General features: G+C 70.2%; 13 protein-coding genes. 5 read left to right on the top strand and 8 right to left on the bottom strand.

From position 1 onward, the window contains the following. Window positions 1–84 precede the first annotated feature (84 nt). On the bottom strand, window positions 85–1986 hold the full coding sequence (locus tag ACZ4RZ_RS10885) for a S53 family peptidase (RefSeq protein WP_467743642.1): 1902 nt from the start codon (window positions 1984–1986) through the stop codon (window positions 85–87). Window positions 1987–2376: 390 nt separating this feature from the next. Between ACZ4RZ_RS10885 and ACZ4RZ_RS10880 the strand changes: the two genes are divergently transcribed. Continuing rightward, complete coding sequence (locus ACZ4RZ_RS10880; RefSeq protein WP_467743641.1) at window positions 2377–2886, top strand: sigma-70 family RNA polymerase sigma factor; 510 nt, start codon at window positions 2377–2379, stop codon at window positions 2884–2886. Beyond that, window positions 2883–3509 carry a hypothetical protein gene (locus ACZ4RZ_RS10875; protein ID WP_467743640.1) on the top strand — a complete coding sequence of 209 codons (627 nt, stop codon included), beginning with the start codon at window positions 2883–2885 and terminating at the stop codon, window positions 3507–3509. Before ACZ4RZ_RS10880 ends, ACZ4RZ_RS10875 begins: the two co-directional genes overlap by 4 nt. Window positions 3510–3615: 106 nt before the next feature. Here ACZ4RZ_RS10875 and ACZ4RZ_RS10870 read toward each other — a convergent pair whose 3' ends face one another. Both ACZ4RZ_RS10870 and ACZ4RZ_RS10865 read right to left on the bottom strand, forming a co-directional pair. Further along, window positions 3616–4239 carry a DUF305 domain-containing protein gene (locus ACZ4RZ_RS10870; protein ID WP_467743639.1) on the bottom strand — a complete coding sequence of 208 codons (624 nt, stop codon included), beginning with the start codon at window positions 4237–4239 and terminating at the stop codon, window positions 3616–3618. Next, window positions 4236–4901 (bottom strand): DUF3105 domain-containing protein, encoded by a 666-nt coding sequence (locus tag ACZ4RZ_RS10865; protein WP_467743638.1) that lies wholly within the window; start codon window positions 4899–4901, stop codon window positions 4236–4238. Before ACZ4RZ_RS10865 ends, ACZ4RZ_RS10870 begins: the two co-directional genes overlap by 4 nt. Before the next feature lie 175 nt (window positions 4902–5076). Between ACZ4RZ_RS10865 and ACZ4RZ_RS10860 the strand changes: the two genes are divergently transcribed. Next, the gene (locus ACZ4RZ_RS10860) at window positions 5077–5511 is read left to right on the top strand and encodes an RrF2 family transcriptional regulator (RefSeq protein ID WP_467743637.1); all 435 of its coding nucleotides are present in this window, start codon (window positions 5077–5079) and stop codon (window positions 5509–5511) included. 75 nt (window positions 5512–5586) lie between these two features. Here ACZ4RZ_RS10860 and ACZ4RZ_RS10855 read toward each other — a convergent pair whose 3' ends face one another. Then, window positions 5587–6774: a globin domain-containing protein gene (locus tag ACZ4RZ_RS10855; RefSeq protein ID WP_467743636.1), complete on the bottom strand. Its 1188-nt coding sequence runs from the start codon at window positions 6772–6774 to the stop codon at window positions 5587–5589. Window positions 6775–7103: 329 nt separating this feature from the next. Between ACZ4RZ_RS10855 and ACZ4RZ_RS10850 the strand changes: the two genes are divergently transcribed. Further along, entirely contained in the window at window positions 7104–8465 is a 1362-nt protein-coding gene (locus tag ACZ4RZ_RS10850; RefSeq protein WP_369246133.1) for a glutamine synthetase family protein, read from the top strand. A gap of 321 nt (window positions 8466–8786) precedes the next feature. After that, window positions 8787–9005, top strand: a complete 219-nt coding sequence (locus tag ACZ4RZ_RS10845; RefSeq protein WP_467743635.1) for a hypothetical protein — start codon at window positions 8787–8789, stop codon at window positions 9003–9005. Window positions 9006–9310: 305 nt separating this feature from the next. Here ACZ4RZ_RS10845 and ACZ4RZ_RS10840 read toward each other — a convergent pair whose 3' ends face one another. The 4 genes from ACZ4RZ_RS10840 to ACZ4RZ_RS10825 form a co-directional block, all read right to left on the bottom strand. Then, complete coding sequence (locus ACZ4RZ_RS10840) at window positions 9311–10333, bottom strand: TolB family protein (protein WP_467743634.1); 1023 nt, start codon at window positions 10331–10333, stop codon at window positions 9311–9313. Beyond that, window positions 10330–11688, bottom strand: coding sequence for an MFS transporter (locus ACZ4RZ_RS10835; protein ID WP_467743633.1), 1359 nt, complete (start codon window positions 11686–11688; stop codon window positions 10330–10332). Before ACZ4RZ_RS10835 ends, ACZ4RZ_RS10840 begins: the two co-directional genes overlap by 4 nt. Window position 11689: 1 nt before the next feature. Next, window positions 11690–12577, bottom strand: a complete 888-nt coding sequence (locus ACZ4RZ_RS10830; protein WP_467743632.1) for an alkaline phosphatase family protein — start codon at window positions 12575–12577, stop codon at window positions 11690–11692. Window positions 12578–12688: 111 nt separating this feature from the next. Next, window positions 12689–13129, bottom strand: a complete 441-nt coding sequence (locus ACZ4RZ_RS10825) for a VOC family protein (RefSeq protein WP_467743631.1) — start codon at window positions 13127–13129, stop codon at window positions 12689–12691.

The following is a 13129-nucleotide window of genomic DNA, read 5'->3' as shown; positions in this document are numbered from 1 at the left end:
GCGAAGAAACCCACACCGCCACCGGACGCACGTACGCCCGCCCCCCAGCCAACGAGGAGCGGGCGTACCCGTTGTGACGGGGCGTCAGTGACGGCCGTAGGAGTCGACGTAGCCCGGGGCGGGGGAACCCACGCCGGTGACGTCGTCGTAGCCCTTCACGGCCTGCAGGGAACTGTCCTTGCCGAGGCTGCGGACGGAGGTGATGACTCCGTCAGCCGCGTCGTAGCCGTTCGCGAAGTCGACACGCGCCACGGCGAGCCCGGACCCCGTGGGGTTGTCCGTGACGTCGTGGTACGCCTTCGAGCCGTACTTGGCGTAGATGGCGGGGTTGGCGAAACCGATCGCCTTGCCGCCGCGCGCCTCCTGGGCGAGAGCCTGGACAGCCGCGATCACCGGCGCGGCGAGCGAGGTGCCGCCGATCCGGTACTCGCTGTACTGCTCCGTCCCGTCCGGGAAGGTCTGCGTCTGGCCGACCTTGAAACCGGTGTTCGGGTCCGCGATCGCGGAGATGTCCGGGACGACACGGTTGCCGGCGGCGTTGTTCGCCTTGGCGAGCGCGTCCGGGACGACACCCTTCTGGTAGAAGGGCTCGGCGACCGTCTTGCTGGTGCCGCCGCCCGCACCCGAGGTGAACGCACCCGGGAAGCCGGTCCAGCTCTTGCCGTCGTCCGACAGCAGTGCCTTCTCGGTGCCCCAGCCGGTCTCCCACAGGTACTTGTCGCCCTTGCCGACGGCCAGCGAGGTACCGCCGACCGCCGTCACCCATGCCGAGTTGGCCGGGGTGTCGACCTGCTTCGTACCGGTGTTGGCGACCTCGTCGCCGTTGTCGCCGGAGGAGAAGTAGAAGCCGATGCCCTCGACCGCGCCGAACTGGAAGACCTGGTCGTAGGCGGCCGCGAGGTCGGGCGTCTGGTTGGCCTCGATGTCGCCCCACGAGTTGGAGACGATGTCGGCCAGGTGCCCGTCGACGATCTTGTTCAGCGAGTCGAGCAGATCGTCGTCGTAGCAGGAGGCGGCGCCCACGTAGGTGATCTCCGCGCCCGGCGCGACCGCGTGCACGGCCTCGACGTCGAGGGTCTCCTCGCCGTACCAGCCGGCCGCCCCGCACTCCTTGGTCTTCGTGTACTTCGCCGGCAGCACCTGGCGCAGCTGGCCGCTGGTGTACGCCGCGTCACCGTGCTTGCCCGCGTAGGTCTGCGCGTCGAAGGCGATGGTCGGCGAGGCGTACGCGTCGGTGATGGCGACCCGCACCCCCTTGCCGGTGCGCGTGCCCGCGCCGTACGCGGCGCGCAGCTGCTTGCCCGTGTAGCCCTTGACCGCGTACGGGATCTTCGAGCCGTAGGCGTCCGGCAGGGTGCTCGCGGTGTTCGAGCCGTAGTACGAGGAGAACGGCCCGGAGTTCTTGAACACCGCGTCCGGAGGCGGCAGCTGGTCGCTGTGCGTCGCCTTGTGCGGGGCGTTGTCCAGGCCGGTGACGGTCAGGACGGCGCCGTTGAGGGCGGCCGGCGCGGAGGCCGTCTTCGACGGCGCCCGGTAGGTCTTGTTGCCCTTGGCGTAGTTGTGCAGCTGGGTGCCGAACGCCTTCTCGGCGGCGGCGACATCGCCGGTCACGGAGATGTAGTGCTGCGTGGTGCCGGTGACCTTCAGGCCGGCCGACTTCAGCCACGAGGTCACCGCGGCGACCTGGGCCTTCGTGGCGCCGAAGCGCGCTTGCGTCTTCTTGGCGCTCAAGTACTTGCCGTACGACGCCGAGTTCGGGTCGGACACGGCCTTGGCGTACGCCGCCAGACCGGAGGCGTCCCGGCCGGCGAGGTAGACCCGGGCGGAGACCTGGGAGCTGTCGGACGTGGCGCCCTTGTCGGCCTTGGCCGTGGCCCACGCGGGCTTGGTGCCCGTAAGGGTGTCCCGGCTCGGGCCGTCCGCGGCGTGGGCCGCGGGTATGCCGAGCGCCAGCGCGCCGGCGAGCAGCGGCAGTGTCGCTGCCATGCTCACTCCGGCGCGCGCTTTGGCGCGGTTGGATCTCATAGAACCCCCTGCGATGCGGTTCGTCGCATGTAGTGGCTGGTCGGCGATCCGCGTAGACCCCCGCGCATTGACAGGGCACGGGGAATGGATCACAGATGGGGGCCACTCTTTCGATGAACCGTTCATGCCAGGGGAATGAAAAGGCCAAGGAAACCCCAAGTGGCTGTGATTGGGGCGCATTTGGGCCGGTATGGAGAGGGGTGCTGCCCCGGTCGAGGGTTTTCCCTTTTTCTTCTGTCAAGGGGTTCCCTTTTTCCGTAAGCACATCGCGTCGTCCGGCAGCGCATGACGCGTCCGCAAGCGCGACGTGCTGTCTGTAAGCGCCTCGCGGCCCCGCGGCGTTAAGGGGGTGTGAAGCAGCTGGAGTTCGAAGAGTTCTACCGGTGCGGCCGGGACGTCTGCATGCGGGCGGTCCTCGCCGCGGTGGGCGACCGGCAACTGGCCGAGGACCTCGTGGCCGAGGCGTTCGCCCGGGCCTGGGCGGCCTGGCCGCGGGTGCGGCGGCATCCCGCCCCGCGCGCCTGGATCGTACGGACGGCGCTCAACACCCGGATCTCGTGGTGGCGTCGGCGTCGGTACGAGGTCGCGCTGGGCGACCACGACACCCAGGACGGGAAGGACGCCGGAGGCGGCGAGGCCGGCGGGTCCGGTCTCGACCCCGCGCTGCTGGCCGTGCTGCGCCAACTGCCGCTGCGGCAGCGGGAGGTGATCGCCCTGCGGGTCTTCCTCGACCTCGACACCGCGACCACGGCGAAGACGCTCGGGATCGCCCCGGGAACCGTCACCGCCCATCTGTCGCGGGCCGTCGCGACGTTGCGCGGCCACCTCGTCACCCTCAACACCCCGGAGGCAGGATCGTGAACACCATCGATGACGACAGGGACGTACTGAACGCGCTGAGGAGCTCGCTCGAGGACGTCACCATGCCCGTGCCCCTCGAGCGGATCGTGGCCGAGGGCCGCGCGGTCCGGCGGCGGCGCAGGCGCGTGGCCGTGGCGGCCGTGGGCGCGGTGGCGGCCGCGGGACTCGCGTTCGGCGTGCCGGGCTACGGCCACCCGTCGACGGCGCCGCCCGCGGAGTCCGCCGCGTTCACCGTCGACAAGCGGTCGGACGGCACGGTGGCGGTGACCTGGACCAAGGAGCAGTACTTCAAGGACCCGGCGGGGCTGCAGAAGGCGCTGCGCGACGCGGGGTTCCCCGTCCTGGTCAAGACCGGGGTGTTCTGCAAGGGGCCGGACGACCGCACACAGGTGGACGAACACGGCTCGGGAGTGGGGGTCGAGGAGGTCGTGAAGCGGGAAAGGCGGGACGACGGCACCGTCGTCTTCATCTACGACCCCGCGGCCATGCCCGCCCACACCCAGCTCTTCATCGGCTACCTGGACCAGGCCCAGCTCGCCGTCACCGACGGCCGCCCGGGTTCGGTGGAACGCCTGGTGCCGACCGGCGTCGCACTGAAGTGCGGTACGGACTGGCGCAGTTGACCATCAGGCGGCAGAAGGGCAGTTGACCATCAGGCGGCGGAGGGGGGCGGACGGGTCCGGGGCGCTGCCCCGGACCCGTCCCACTGGTCGCATCGCCGGACAAGCCCTAGTCGCGAGCCTTCGCGCCCCGCTCCTTCAGCATGTCCGCCATCAGCTTGATCTCCGACTGCTGCGCGTCGACCATGCCCTGCGCGAGCTTCTTCTCCACGCCGACCTCGCACTTGGCGACGCAGCCCTCGGCCATGTGGATGCCGCCCTTGTGATGGTCGGTCATCAACTGCAGATAGAGGATCTCGGCCTGCTTGCCGCTCAGCGTGTTCAGCTTCGTCATCTCGGTGTTGGTGGCCATGCCCGGCATCAGCGCGCCGTCCTTGCCGGAGGCCATGTCGCCCATGCCCATCCAGGTCATCGGCGCGTCCGAGGACACCTTCGGCAGCTCCCACAGGTCGAGCCAGCCGAGCAGCATGCCCCGCTGGTTGGCCTGCGTCTGCGCGATGTCGTACGCGAGACGCCGTACCTCGACGTCCTTGGTGCGGTCGCGCACGATGTACGACATCTCGACGGCCTGCTGGTGGTGGACCGCCATGTCCCGCGCGAAGCCCGCGTCGGCGGAGTCGGCGGTGGGCGCCTTCATCCCGGAGTCGTCACCGTCGGCGACCGCGTAGGTGATCGCCCCGGCCGCGACGAGCACGGCCGCCGCGGCCCCCGCGATCCACCCGACGTGCCTCACTGGGACAGACCGTTGGTGCAGGCGGCGCCCGGCTCGGGCGTCTGCTTGCCCTGCACGAACTCCGCGAAGAACTTGTCGACGTTCGGGTCGCTCGCGGCCGTCACCGTGCGCTGCTTGCCCCAGGCGCTCAGCATGATCGGGTCCTTCTGGTCCTCGACCGGGCTCATCAGCGTGTAGGGGGTCTTCTTGACCTTCGCCGCGAGGGCCTTCACGTCGGCGTCGGAGGCCTTGCCGTTGTACGTCACCCAGACCGCGCCGTGCTCCAGGGAGTGCACGGCGTTCATGTTGTTGATCGCCTTGGTGTAGACGTCGCCGTTGCAGTTCATCCACACCTGGTTGTGGTCACCGCCGACCGGGGGCTCCATCGGATAGTTCACGGTCTTGGTGACGTGGTTCCGCGACAGCGTGCCCTTCCAGGTCTTCACGCCGTCCGCGCCCGTGACGAAGTGCCCCGAGGACCCCTTCGAGTCGCTCGCGGTGTCGCTCTTGTCGGACTGCGACTTGACGAGGACGACGCCGCCGACGACGAGCCCGGCGACGACGACCACGCTGGCGGCGATCGTAAGGATCCGGTTGCGACGCTCGCGGGACTGCTCGGCGCGGCGCATCTCCTCTATGCGCGCCTTGCGCGAGGCGTTGCTGCTGTTCTTGGCGGAGCCCATGGCGAGTCCTTTATGGGGAATGGGACGGTCGGGTCCGCTGATCGTAGTGGGGGAGGAGGGGATGCAAGCAGGGAGCCCCGCGGGAATGACCGAAGAGGTGGCCTTCGTGCGGGCGGAAAGGCGACTTTCGTCCAGTTAATTTGAATCGCGGATGCGCATTATTTACGCTCGCGGTATGCGGCTGTTGCGATCCACCGACCTGGCCCTGCGCGTCCTCATGCGGCTCGCCGTCGCGGGCGACTCCACCCCCACGACCCGCGAGGTCGCGGCGGACATGGACGTGCCGTACACGCATGCCGCGAAGGTCGTCGCCGAGCTCCAGCACCTCGGGCTGCTGGCGGCTCGCCGGGGCCGGGGCGGCGGCCTCGCGCTCACCGAGGAGGGGCGCACGGCATCGGTCGGCGCCGTCGTCCGCACCTTCGAGGGGGACGGCGACGTCGTCGAATGCGAGGGCGCCACGCCCTGCCCGCTGCACTCCGCGTGCCGTCTGCGGGGCGCCCTGCGGCGGGCCCAGGAGGCGTTCTTCGCCTCACTGGACCCGCTGACCGTCGCTGACATGGTCGCCGCGCCGACCGGACCGGTGCTGCTCGGGATCTCCAGCAGGCCCTAGCCAGGGCCTGTCCGGCTCCCCGCGGCTCTCCAGCTTTTCAGCAGCTCCGCGACGGCTCTCCGGCTCTGCGGCTCTCTAGCGCTGCGCGAGCCAGAGGTCCGGACCGAACACCTCGTAGTGGATGTCGGCCGCCGCCACTCCCTTCCCGATGAGCTGCTCCCGTACCGCCCGCATGAAGGGCAGCGGACCGCACAGGTACGCGCGCGTGCCGGACGGAATCGCCACTCCGGAGAGGTCGACCAGGCCCGTGCGGTCGCCCGGGTGCCCCGGCCCCGGCTGCTCGTACCAGAAGTGGACGGCCGCGTCCGGCAGCTTGCCCGCGTAGGCCTCGTGGTCGGTGCGCAGGGCGTGCTCGGCCGGGGACCGGTCCGCGTGGACGACGGTGACCGGGGTGCGGTGTCCGGTGGCCGCGAGCTGCTCCAGCATCGCGATCATCGGGGTCACGCCGATCCCGGCGGAGGCGAGCAGGAGCGGCGCGTCGTCGGCCTCCAGTACCAGATCGCCGTACGGATCGGAGAGCCGCAGCCTGCTGCCCTCGTGCACGCGCGCGTGGAGGTGGTTCGACACCTCGCCGTCGGGCGTGGCGCCCCCGTGCACGCGCTTGACGCCGATCTGGCGCACGGGCGAGCCCGGAGCGCTGGAGAGGCTGTACTGGCGTATCTGACGGGCCCCGTCGGGTAGCTCGACCCGCACCGAGACGTACTGTCCCGCCCGGAAGTCCGGCACCGGGCCGTCGTCGGCCGGGCGCAGCCGGAAGGTCGCGACGTCCGCGGTCTCCTCGACGCGTTCGACGACCTCCCACTCCCGCCATCCGCCGCCGCCCCGCTCCTCGGACAGCCGCCGCTCGATGGCGATGAGGGCGTTTGCCATCAGCCAGTAGACCTCGTCCCAGGCGGCCGCGACCTCGGAGGTGACCGCGTCGCCGAGCACCCCGGCGATGGCCGCGAAGAGGTGCTTGTGGACGACCTTGTACTGCTCGGGCTGAATGCCCAGGGAGGCGTGCTTGTGGGCGATGCGCCGAAGCATCGCGTCGGGGCGCTCGTCCGGGTGCTCCACGAGGTACGTGGCGAAGGCGGCGATCGAACCCGCCAGGGCCTGGCGCTGGGTGCCGGCGGCTTGGTTGCCGCGGTTGAAGAGATCGCGCAGCAGCTCGGGGTGCGCGGCGAACAGTCCGTCGTAGAAGCGCTCGGTGATCTCTCCGATGGCGGCGCCGACGACGGGGAGGGTGGCGCGCACGGTGGCGGCGGACTGCTCGGACAGCATCAGGACTCCTCAAGGCCGAGGCGGGAAGGGGCGGTTGCGGCCCCTTGTCTGCACGGCACGCTAGTAAAACTTGCATCTGAGATGCAAATTAAGACGCCTGAGTGTGAGGAAGGCCGCGGTCCGCCATTTCAGAGACGCGGCCGAGCAGGCAAGATGGGCGTCAGAGCAGGACACCTGCCGTACGCGAGGCGTTCAGGCCGTGGTCGCCCGGGTGATCAAGGTCCGCAACGCGCACGAAATGGTGTTGTGGTGGGATGCTCAGGTGCCCCGATCGTCTACGAGGCGTGGGAGCAGGCGGCCTGACCAGCAAGGATGGGTGGAAGCGGAAGATGGACAAGCAGCAGGAGTTCGTGCTCCGGACACTGGAGGAGCGGGACATCCGGTTCGTACGTCTGTGGTTCACGGACGTACTCGGCTTCCTCAAGTCGGTGGCCGTGGCCCCGGCCGAGCTGGAACAGGCCTTCGACGAGGGCATCGGCTTCGACGGCTCGGCCATCGAGGGCTTCGCCCGTGTGTACGAGTCCGACATGATCGCCAAGCCGGACCCGTCGACCTTCCAGGTGCTGCCCTGGCGCGCCGAGGCTCCCGGCACGGCCCGTATGTTCTGCGACATCCTGATGCCGGACGGCTCCCCGTCCTTTGCGGACCCGCGCTACGTCCTGAAGCGGGCGCTGGCGAAGACCTCCGACCTGGGTTTCACCTTCTACACCCACCCGGAGATCGAGTTCTTCCTGCTGAAGGACAAGCCGCTGGACGGCTCCCGCCCCACCCCCGCCGACAACTCCGGCTACTTCGACCACACGCCGCAGAACGTGGGCATGGACTTCCGCCGCCAGGCGATCACCATGCTGGAGTCGATGGGCATCTCGGTCGAGTTCTCCCACCACGAGGGCGCCCCCGGCCAGCAGGAGATCGACCTCCGCTACGCCGACGCGCTCTCCACGGCGGACAACATCATGACGTTCCGCCTGGTCATGAAGCAGGTGGCGCTGGAGCAGGGCGTCCAGGCGACGTTCATGCCCAAGCCCTTCTCGGAGCACCCGGGCAGCGGCATGCACACGCACCTCTCCCTCTTCGAGGGTGACCGCAACGCCTTCTACGAGTCCGGCTCGGAGTACCAGCTCTCCAAGGTCGGCCGCTCCTTCATCGCGGGCCTGCTGAAGCACGCGGCGGAGATCTCCGCCGTCACCAACCAGTGGGTCAACTCCTACAAGCGCATCTGGGGCGGCTCCGAGCGCACCGCCGGCGCCGGCGGCGAGGCCCCCTCGTACATCTGCTGGGGCCACAACAACCGCTCCGCCCTCGTCCGCGTCCCGATGTACAAGCCCGGCAAGACCGGCTCCGCGCGCGTCGAGGTCCGCTCCATCGACTCGGGCGCGAACCCGTACCTGGCGTACGCGCTGCTGCTGGCCGCGGGCCTCAAGGGCATCGAGGAGGGCTACGAGCTGCCGCCCGGCGCCGACGACGACGTCTGGGCCCTCTCCGACGCCGAGCGCCGCGCCATGGGCATCGAGCCCCTCCCGCAGAACCTCGGCGAGGCCCTGGTCCTGATGCAGCGCAGCGAACTGGTCGCCGAGACCCTCGGCGAGCACGTCTTCGACTTCTTCCTGCGCAACAAGAAGCAGGAGTGGGAGGAGTACCGCTCCGAGGTGACCGCCTTTGAGCTGCGGAAGAACCTGCCGGTGCTGTAGGCGCAGGTCAGAGCGGGTTTCCCGCGAGAACGGCAGGTAGGGCCGACGGTCGCTGACCGTCGGCCCTACGGCGTCTCACCGTCCCTGGGCCGTCCCTGGGCCGTCCCTGGGCCGTGAGACAGCGGATGGGTGCCCGCGTGCATGCTGTCCACCGCCTTCCGGGTCCGGCTGTCACTAAAACCGCAGCCGCCTCCCAGGTCGACCGTGGCGCTGTCGGACGGGCCGGCGACCTGCGTGTTCTGCCGCCCGGACGCGGAGCTCGGCCACCTCGACCGAACAGCCCGGAATGCGCGTCGGCGGGCGGCAGGTGACGCTGGGGTCATGGCTGAGCAGCGTGTGGTTGTGTACCCGCCGTCCCCCAGCGGCGGCGGCCGACGGGTGCGTGTGGACGCGGAGATTCTCGGCACCGCTTATTCGCTGCACGACCTGACCGTCCTCCTTCAGCAGGCCGGGATGGAGGGGTTGGACGAGGTGGACGTGGCCAACTCGGAGTTGATCGAGTGGCATGGCGGCGGGCCTGAGGTGTGGACGGCGGCGTAACGCACGAACGCGCGGTCACGCGTGCGGGCCGGGCCGAAGTTTCCGTGGTGCGCCTTCTACTGAGGTCAGGCGGGCGGCGGTCGCTGATCTGTCCCATGCGCCGATCGGGAAGCCCCCGCGGAGCGCTTCGCGACGATGACTGCGGCGATGCCCCCGCAGGCGCCACCCAGCGCGGAGACGGCCCCCGTTACTGCGGTGATGATCTCTGTAGCCCCAGACTTTCCGTCTGGGGGATTCGTGCGAACAGCCAGGGTTTCTGTGAGCTGTCGAACGACGGCCCTCATGTACGCGCTCACCCACGCCGCCTAACGGAGATACGCGGGAGACACGGCCGCGGTGCTGATGCGCCGCGGCTTTCCTGTGCCGTCGGACGGGACCGTGTAGAGGTCGGCTCCGTAGTCGCCGGGGAGGGCGTAGACGAGTGTGTGGTCGTCGCGCCAGACCGCCTGGTCGTCGACGCTGCGGGGTTCGGCGAGCGGGGTTTCGCGCATCGTCCCCAGGTCCAGGACGTACAGGTGCCAGGGGGCGTCCTTGGGGAGGCCCTTCACCCGCTTCTTGAAGGCGACGCGGGTGCCGTCGAGGGAGAGGGACGGGCACTCGACGTTCGTGTGCAGGGCGGTGACGGTACGGGTGCGGAGGTCGCCGCGCATCAGGTAGGTCCTGCCGTGCGTGGCCAGGGTCGCGTAGAAGGTGCGGTCGTCGCTCGCGAACGTGACGCCCCAGAAGTTCACGTCCGCCGCGTGGTACGCCTCGCCGTCCTTCACGATGCGGAACGCCTCCAGCGAGCGGGTCAGTGTGCCGGTGCGCGTGTCGACGATCGCCGCCCTCGTCGAGAAGTTCGTGCCCGCGTACGAGTCGCCGCCCACGAAGGCGGTCCAGGCGGCGTAGCGGCCGCTGGGGGAGACGCGGGCGCGGGACGGGATGCCCGGGACGTCGTAGCGGGCCGTCTCGTGGAGATGGGCGTCGAGGATGACGGCTCGGTAGGTGTCCTGGACGGCGCCGTGCACCGCCTGGAGGCACACCCCCGTGCCCGAAGCCGCGTAGAAGCGCAGGCATTTGACGTCGGAGGCCGTGCGCGGGCCCGAAGGGTCCGAGGCCGGGACCGTCGTCAGCTCGTCGCGGTGCGGGCCCCACGCCACGTTGCGGAAGACCATGCGGCCGCTGCCGCCGGTCAGCGCGACCGTGCCCGCGGTGATCCGCGGGCCGCCCGGCTGGGTCTGGTTCCGGCGGTCCGCGCGGGCCGAGGCGTGCCGGACGGAGGCCGTGGCGACGCCCGCCAGGACGACGAGGGCCGAGATCAGGACCAGGATGCGGGTACGCCGGGTCATGCGAGGCCTTCTGGTGTGGTGGGGCGGAGGCTGAGCGCGAACAGCGCGCAGACGGCGAGGGCCACCGTCGACGCGGTGAGCGCCGTACGGTCGCCCCACGCCGTCCAGGCCGCGCCGAAACCGAGCGAGCAGACGAAGCGGGCCAGCGCCTGCCCGGTCTGGACGAGGGCCAGCCCGGACGAACGCAGTTCCTCGGGCACGCTGTCCGAGGCCACTGCCATCAGCACGCCGTCCGTCGCCGCGTAGAAGCCGCCGTGCAGGAGGAGAACGGCGTACGGCAGCGCCGTCCCGTGCCAGGAGGAGAGCAGCACGCCGTACGCGAGGAGCAGCGCGCCGTGGCCCGCCAGGAAGACCCGCCAGCGGCCGATCCGGTCCGCCAGCCGCCCCAGCGGGACGGCCAGGAGAAGGAACGCGGCCGCGGTGCCCAGGGGCAGCAGCGCGAACCAGCGGTCCGGAACGCCGAGGCGCCGCTGGAGCAGCAGGTAGACGAAGGAGTCGCTGACGGTCGCCAGGCCGAGGAGGAGGGCGCAGAGGGCGATACGGCGCAGGTCACGCCGGTGGAGGAGGGCGAGGGCGGCGCGCAGGGTGGGGCGGGGAGCCGCCTTCCCGGAGGCGGCGGCCACGGAGGTGTCCTCGTCGGCCTTCGTGTCGGCGTCTGCCTTCGTGTCGGCGTCTGCCCTCGTATCGGAGCCGGCCCCCCTCCGGGAACCACCCGGTACGAACAGCACCAGCACCAGCACACCCACCACGGCCACGCAGAAGCTCACCGTGAACACCGCGTCGTATCCGTCGACCGTCGCCCGGAGGATCAGGAAGGCGACCAGCGGGCCGAGCAGCGCGCCCGCCGTGTCCATGGCCCGGTGTACGCCGAAGGCGCGGCCGCGCGTCTGCGGGGTGCTCGACAGGGAGATCAGCGCGTCGCGCGGGGCCGTGCGCAGGCCCTTGCCGGTGCGGTCGGCGGCCAGGATCAGCCCGATGGGGGTGAGGGTGTGCGCCATCAGCAGCAGCGGTTTGCAGGCCGCCGAGAGGCCGTAGCCGAAGCCCGCGACCCACTTGTGGCGGCCCCCGCCCCTGTCCGCGAGATGGCCTCCGACCAGGCGTACCAGAGCCGAGAAGCCGTTGTAGATCCCGTCGAGGAACCCGAAGCCGAGAGGGGACAGGCCGAGGCCGGCCACCAGGTACAGGGGCAGCACCGCCGTCACCATCTCCGACGAGACGTCGGTGATCAGACTGACCGTGCCGAGCGCCAGCACGGTGGGCGCGACCGCGGCGCGGCGCCGCCCGGCACGGGGCCGGGCGGCGCCTTCCGCGGACGCCGCCGCCGTAGTGCTGGCGCGGCTGTCCGCTACGTACATGTCAGGACGTCCAGATACCCGTGATGTCCTTGCCGGAGGCGGCGTTGCCCGCGTGCGGGAGGCCGTGCATGTCCTCCAGCGTGCGCAGCAGGTCGTAGTGGTTGTAGGTGGTGGTGGACGAGGAGCCGGCGGTCACCTGCTGGCCGTAGAGGACCATCGGGATGCGGTTGCCGGACAGCCGGTTGTCCTCGTCGAAGGTGACCACGAGCAGGCTGTTGTGCGTCTTTGCCCAGGTCGCGTACGCGCCCAGGTCGTTCTTCAGCCAGGTGTCACCCGTCGACACCGAGCAGTCGTGCATGTCGCTGCACAGGTTCGGGACGACGAAGGAGACCTGCGGGAGCGTCGAGTAGTCCGTCGGGAACTGCGTGAACGTCTTGGCGCTGGACGTCGGTACGTTGCTGAAGCCGAACCACGGGTTGTGCTTGCGCGCGTACTTGCCGCTGCTGCACGTCGTGGAGCCCTGGCTGGGCAGCGTCTCGTTGTAGCTCGCCCACGTCTTGCCCGCGGCGATCAGCTCGGAGGCGAGGTTCGGGGCGGAGGAGAAGCCGGGCGTGTAGCAGCTGTCGTCCGTGATCCCCTGGGCGGAGCCGGAGAACAGGGCGAAGTAGTTGGGCTGGCTCGGGTGGGTCTCGGCGTACGACTGGGAGAGGTTGGCGCCGCCGGTCTTGAGCGAGTTGATGTACGGGGCGCTGGACGAGCCGATCACCTGGCTGTACGCGTGGTTCTCGAAGACCACGACGACGACGTGGTCCGGGGTCGGGACCGCGGCCGCGGCGTGCGCCGGGGACGAGCCGCCGAACCCGGTCCACACGCCCACCGCAGCTGCGGTGAAGGCGAGGGCGGACGCCACGACGGCACGACTGCGGCGGTACACGTTTCTGCCGGACACTTCAGACCTCCGGTGGGGGGAGATGCGACGGTGGCGGTGCGGACAGAGCATGCACACGACAACATTCCCGCGCCTCACGTCCCCCAACCGGCGGGATGAAGAGCGGATGAACTACTGCCGCTGGGCGGCCAGCTCGCTCAGCAGCTGGTGCAGCGGCTCCGTCGCCCGACGCCGGTACTCCTGGATCGCCCAGCCGTTCCCGTCCGGGTCCTTGAAGTACATGAACGTGGCTCCGTCCTGCGGGGCGAACTCCACCGGCTCGCTGATGTCGAGCCCCCGGGCCGTGAGCTCCTCGAACGCTGCCTTGGCGTCCGTGACGCACAGCTGCATCCCGTGGTACGTCCCCGGCCGCGGCGTCCCCGTCGGGACCTGGAGTCCGTCCACGAGCGCGATGGAACACCCGGAACCGGGCGGCGTCAGCTGCACGATCCGCACCCCCTCCATCACCTCACCGTCCAGATCGACGTGGAAGCCGACCTTGTCCCGGTAGAACTCCTTCGCCCGGTCCACGTCGGAGACCGGCAGCAGGATCACTTCGAGGGTCATGTCCAT

The sequence above is a fragment of the Streptomyces sp. NPDC027189 genome (assembly GCF_055566975.1).
Note: the sequence above shows the minus strand (reverse complement) of the source record. Positions and strands in the feature narration are given on the sequence as shown.

Bases quoted from the DNA above. Each gene is read 5' to 3' on its own strand.
- ACZ4RZ_RS10885 (WP_467743642.1), bottom strand. From the start codon at position 1,986: ATGGCAGCGACACTGCCGCTGCTCGCCGGCGCGCTGGCGCTCGGCATA.
- ACZ4RZ_RS10865 (WP_467743638.1), bottom strand. From the start codon at position 4,901: ATGGGCTCCGCCAAGAACAGCAGCAACGCCTCGCGCAAGGCGCGCATA.
- ACZ4RZ_RS10860 (WP_467743637.1), top strand. From the start codon at position 5,077: ATGCGGCTGTTGCGATCCACCGACCTGGCCCTGCGCGTCCTCATGCGG.
- ACZ4RZ_RS10855 (WP_467743636.1), bottom strand. From the start codon at position 6,774: ATGCTGTCCGAGCAGTCCGCCGCCACCGTGCGCGCCACCCTCCCCGTC.
- ACZ4RZ_RS10850 (WP_369246133.1), top strand. From the start codon at position 7,104: ATGGACAAGCAGCAGGAGTTCGTGCTCCGGACACTGGAGGAGCGGGAC.
- ACZ4RZ_RS10845 (WP_467743635.1), top strand. From the start codon at position 8,787: ATGGCTGAGCAGCGTGTGGTTGTGTACCCGCCGTCCCCCAGCGGCGGC.
- ACZ4RZ_RS10840 (WP_467743634.1), bottom strand. From the start codon at position 10,333: ATGACCCGGCGTACCCGCATCCTGGTCCTGATCTCGGCCCTCGTCGTC.
- ACZ4RZ_RS10835 (WP_467743633.1), bottom strand. From the start codon at position 11,688: ATGTACGTAGCGGACAGCCGCGCCAGCACTACGGCGGCGGCGTCCGCG.
- ACZ4RZ_RS10825 (WP_467743631.1), bottom strand. From the start codon at position 13,129: ATGGACATGACCCTCGAAGTGATCCTGCTGCCGGTCTCCGACGTGGAC.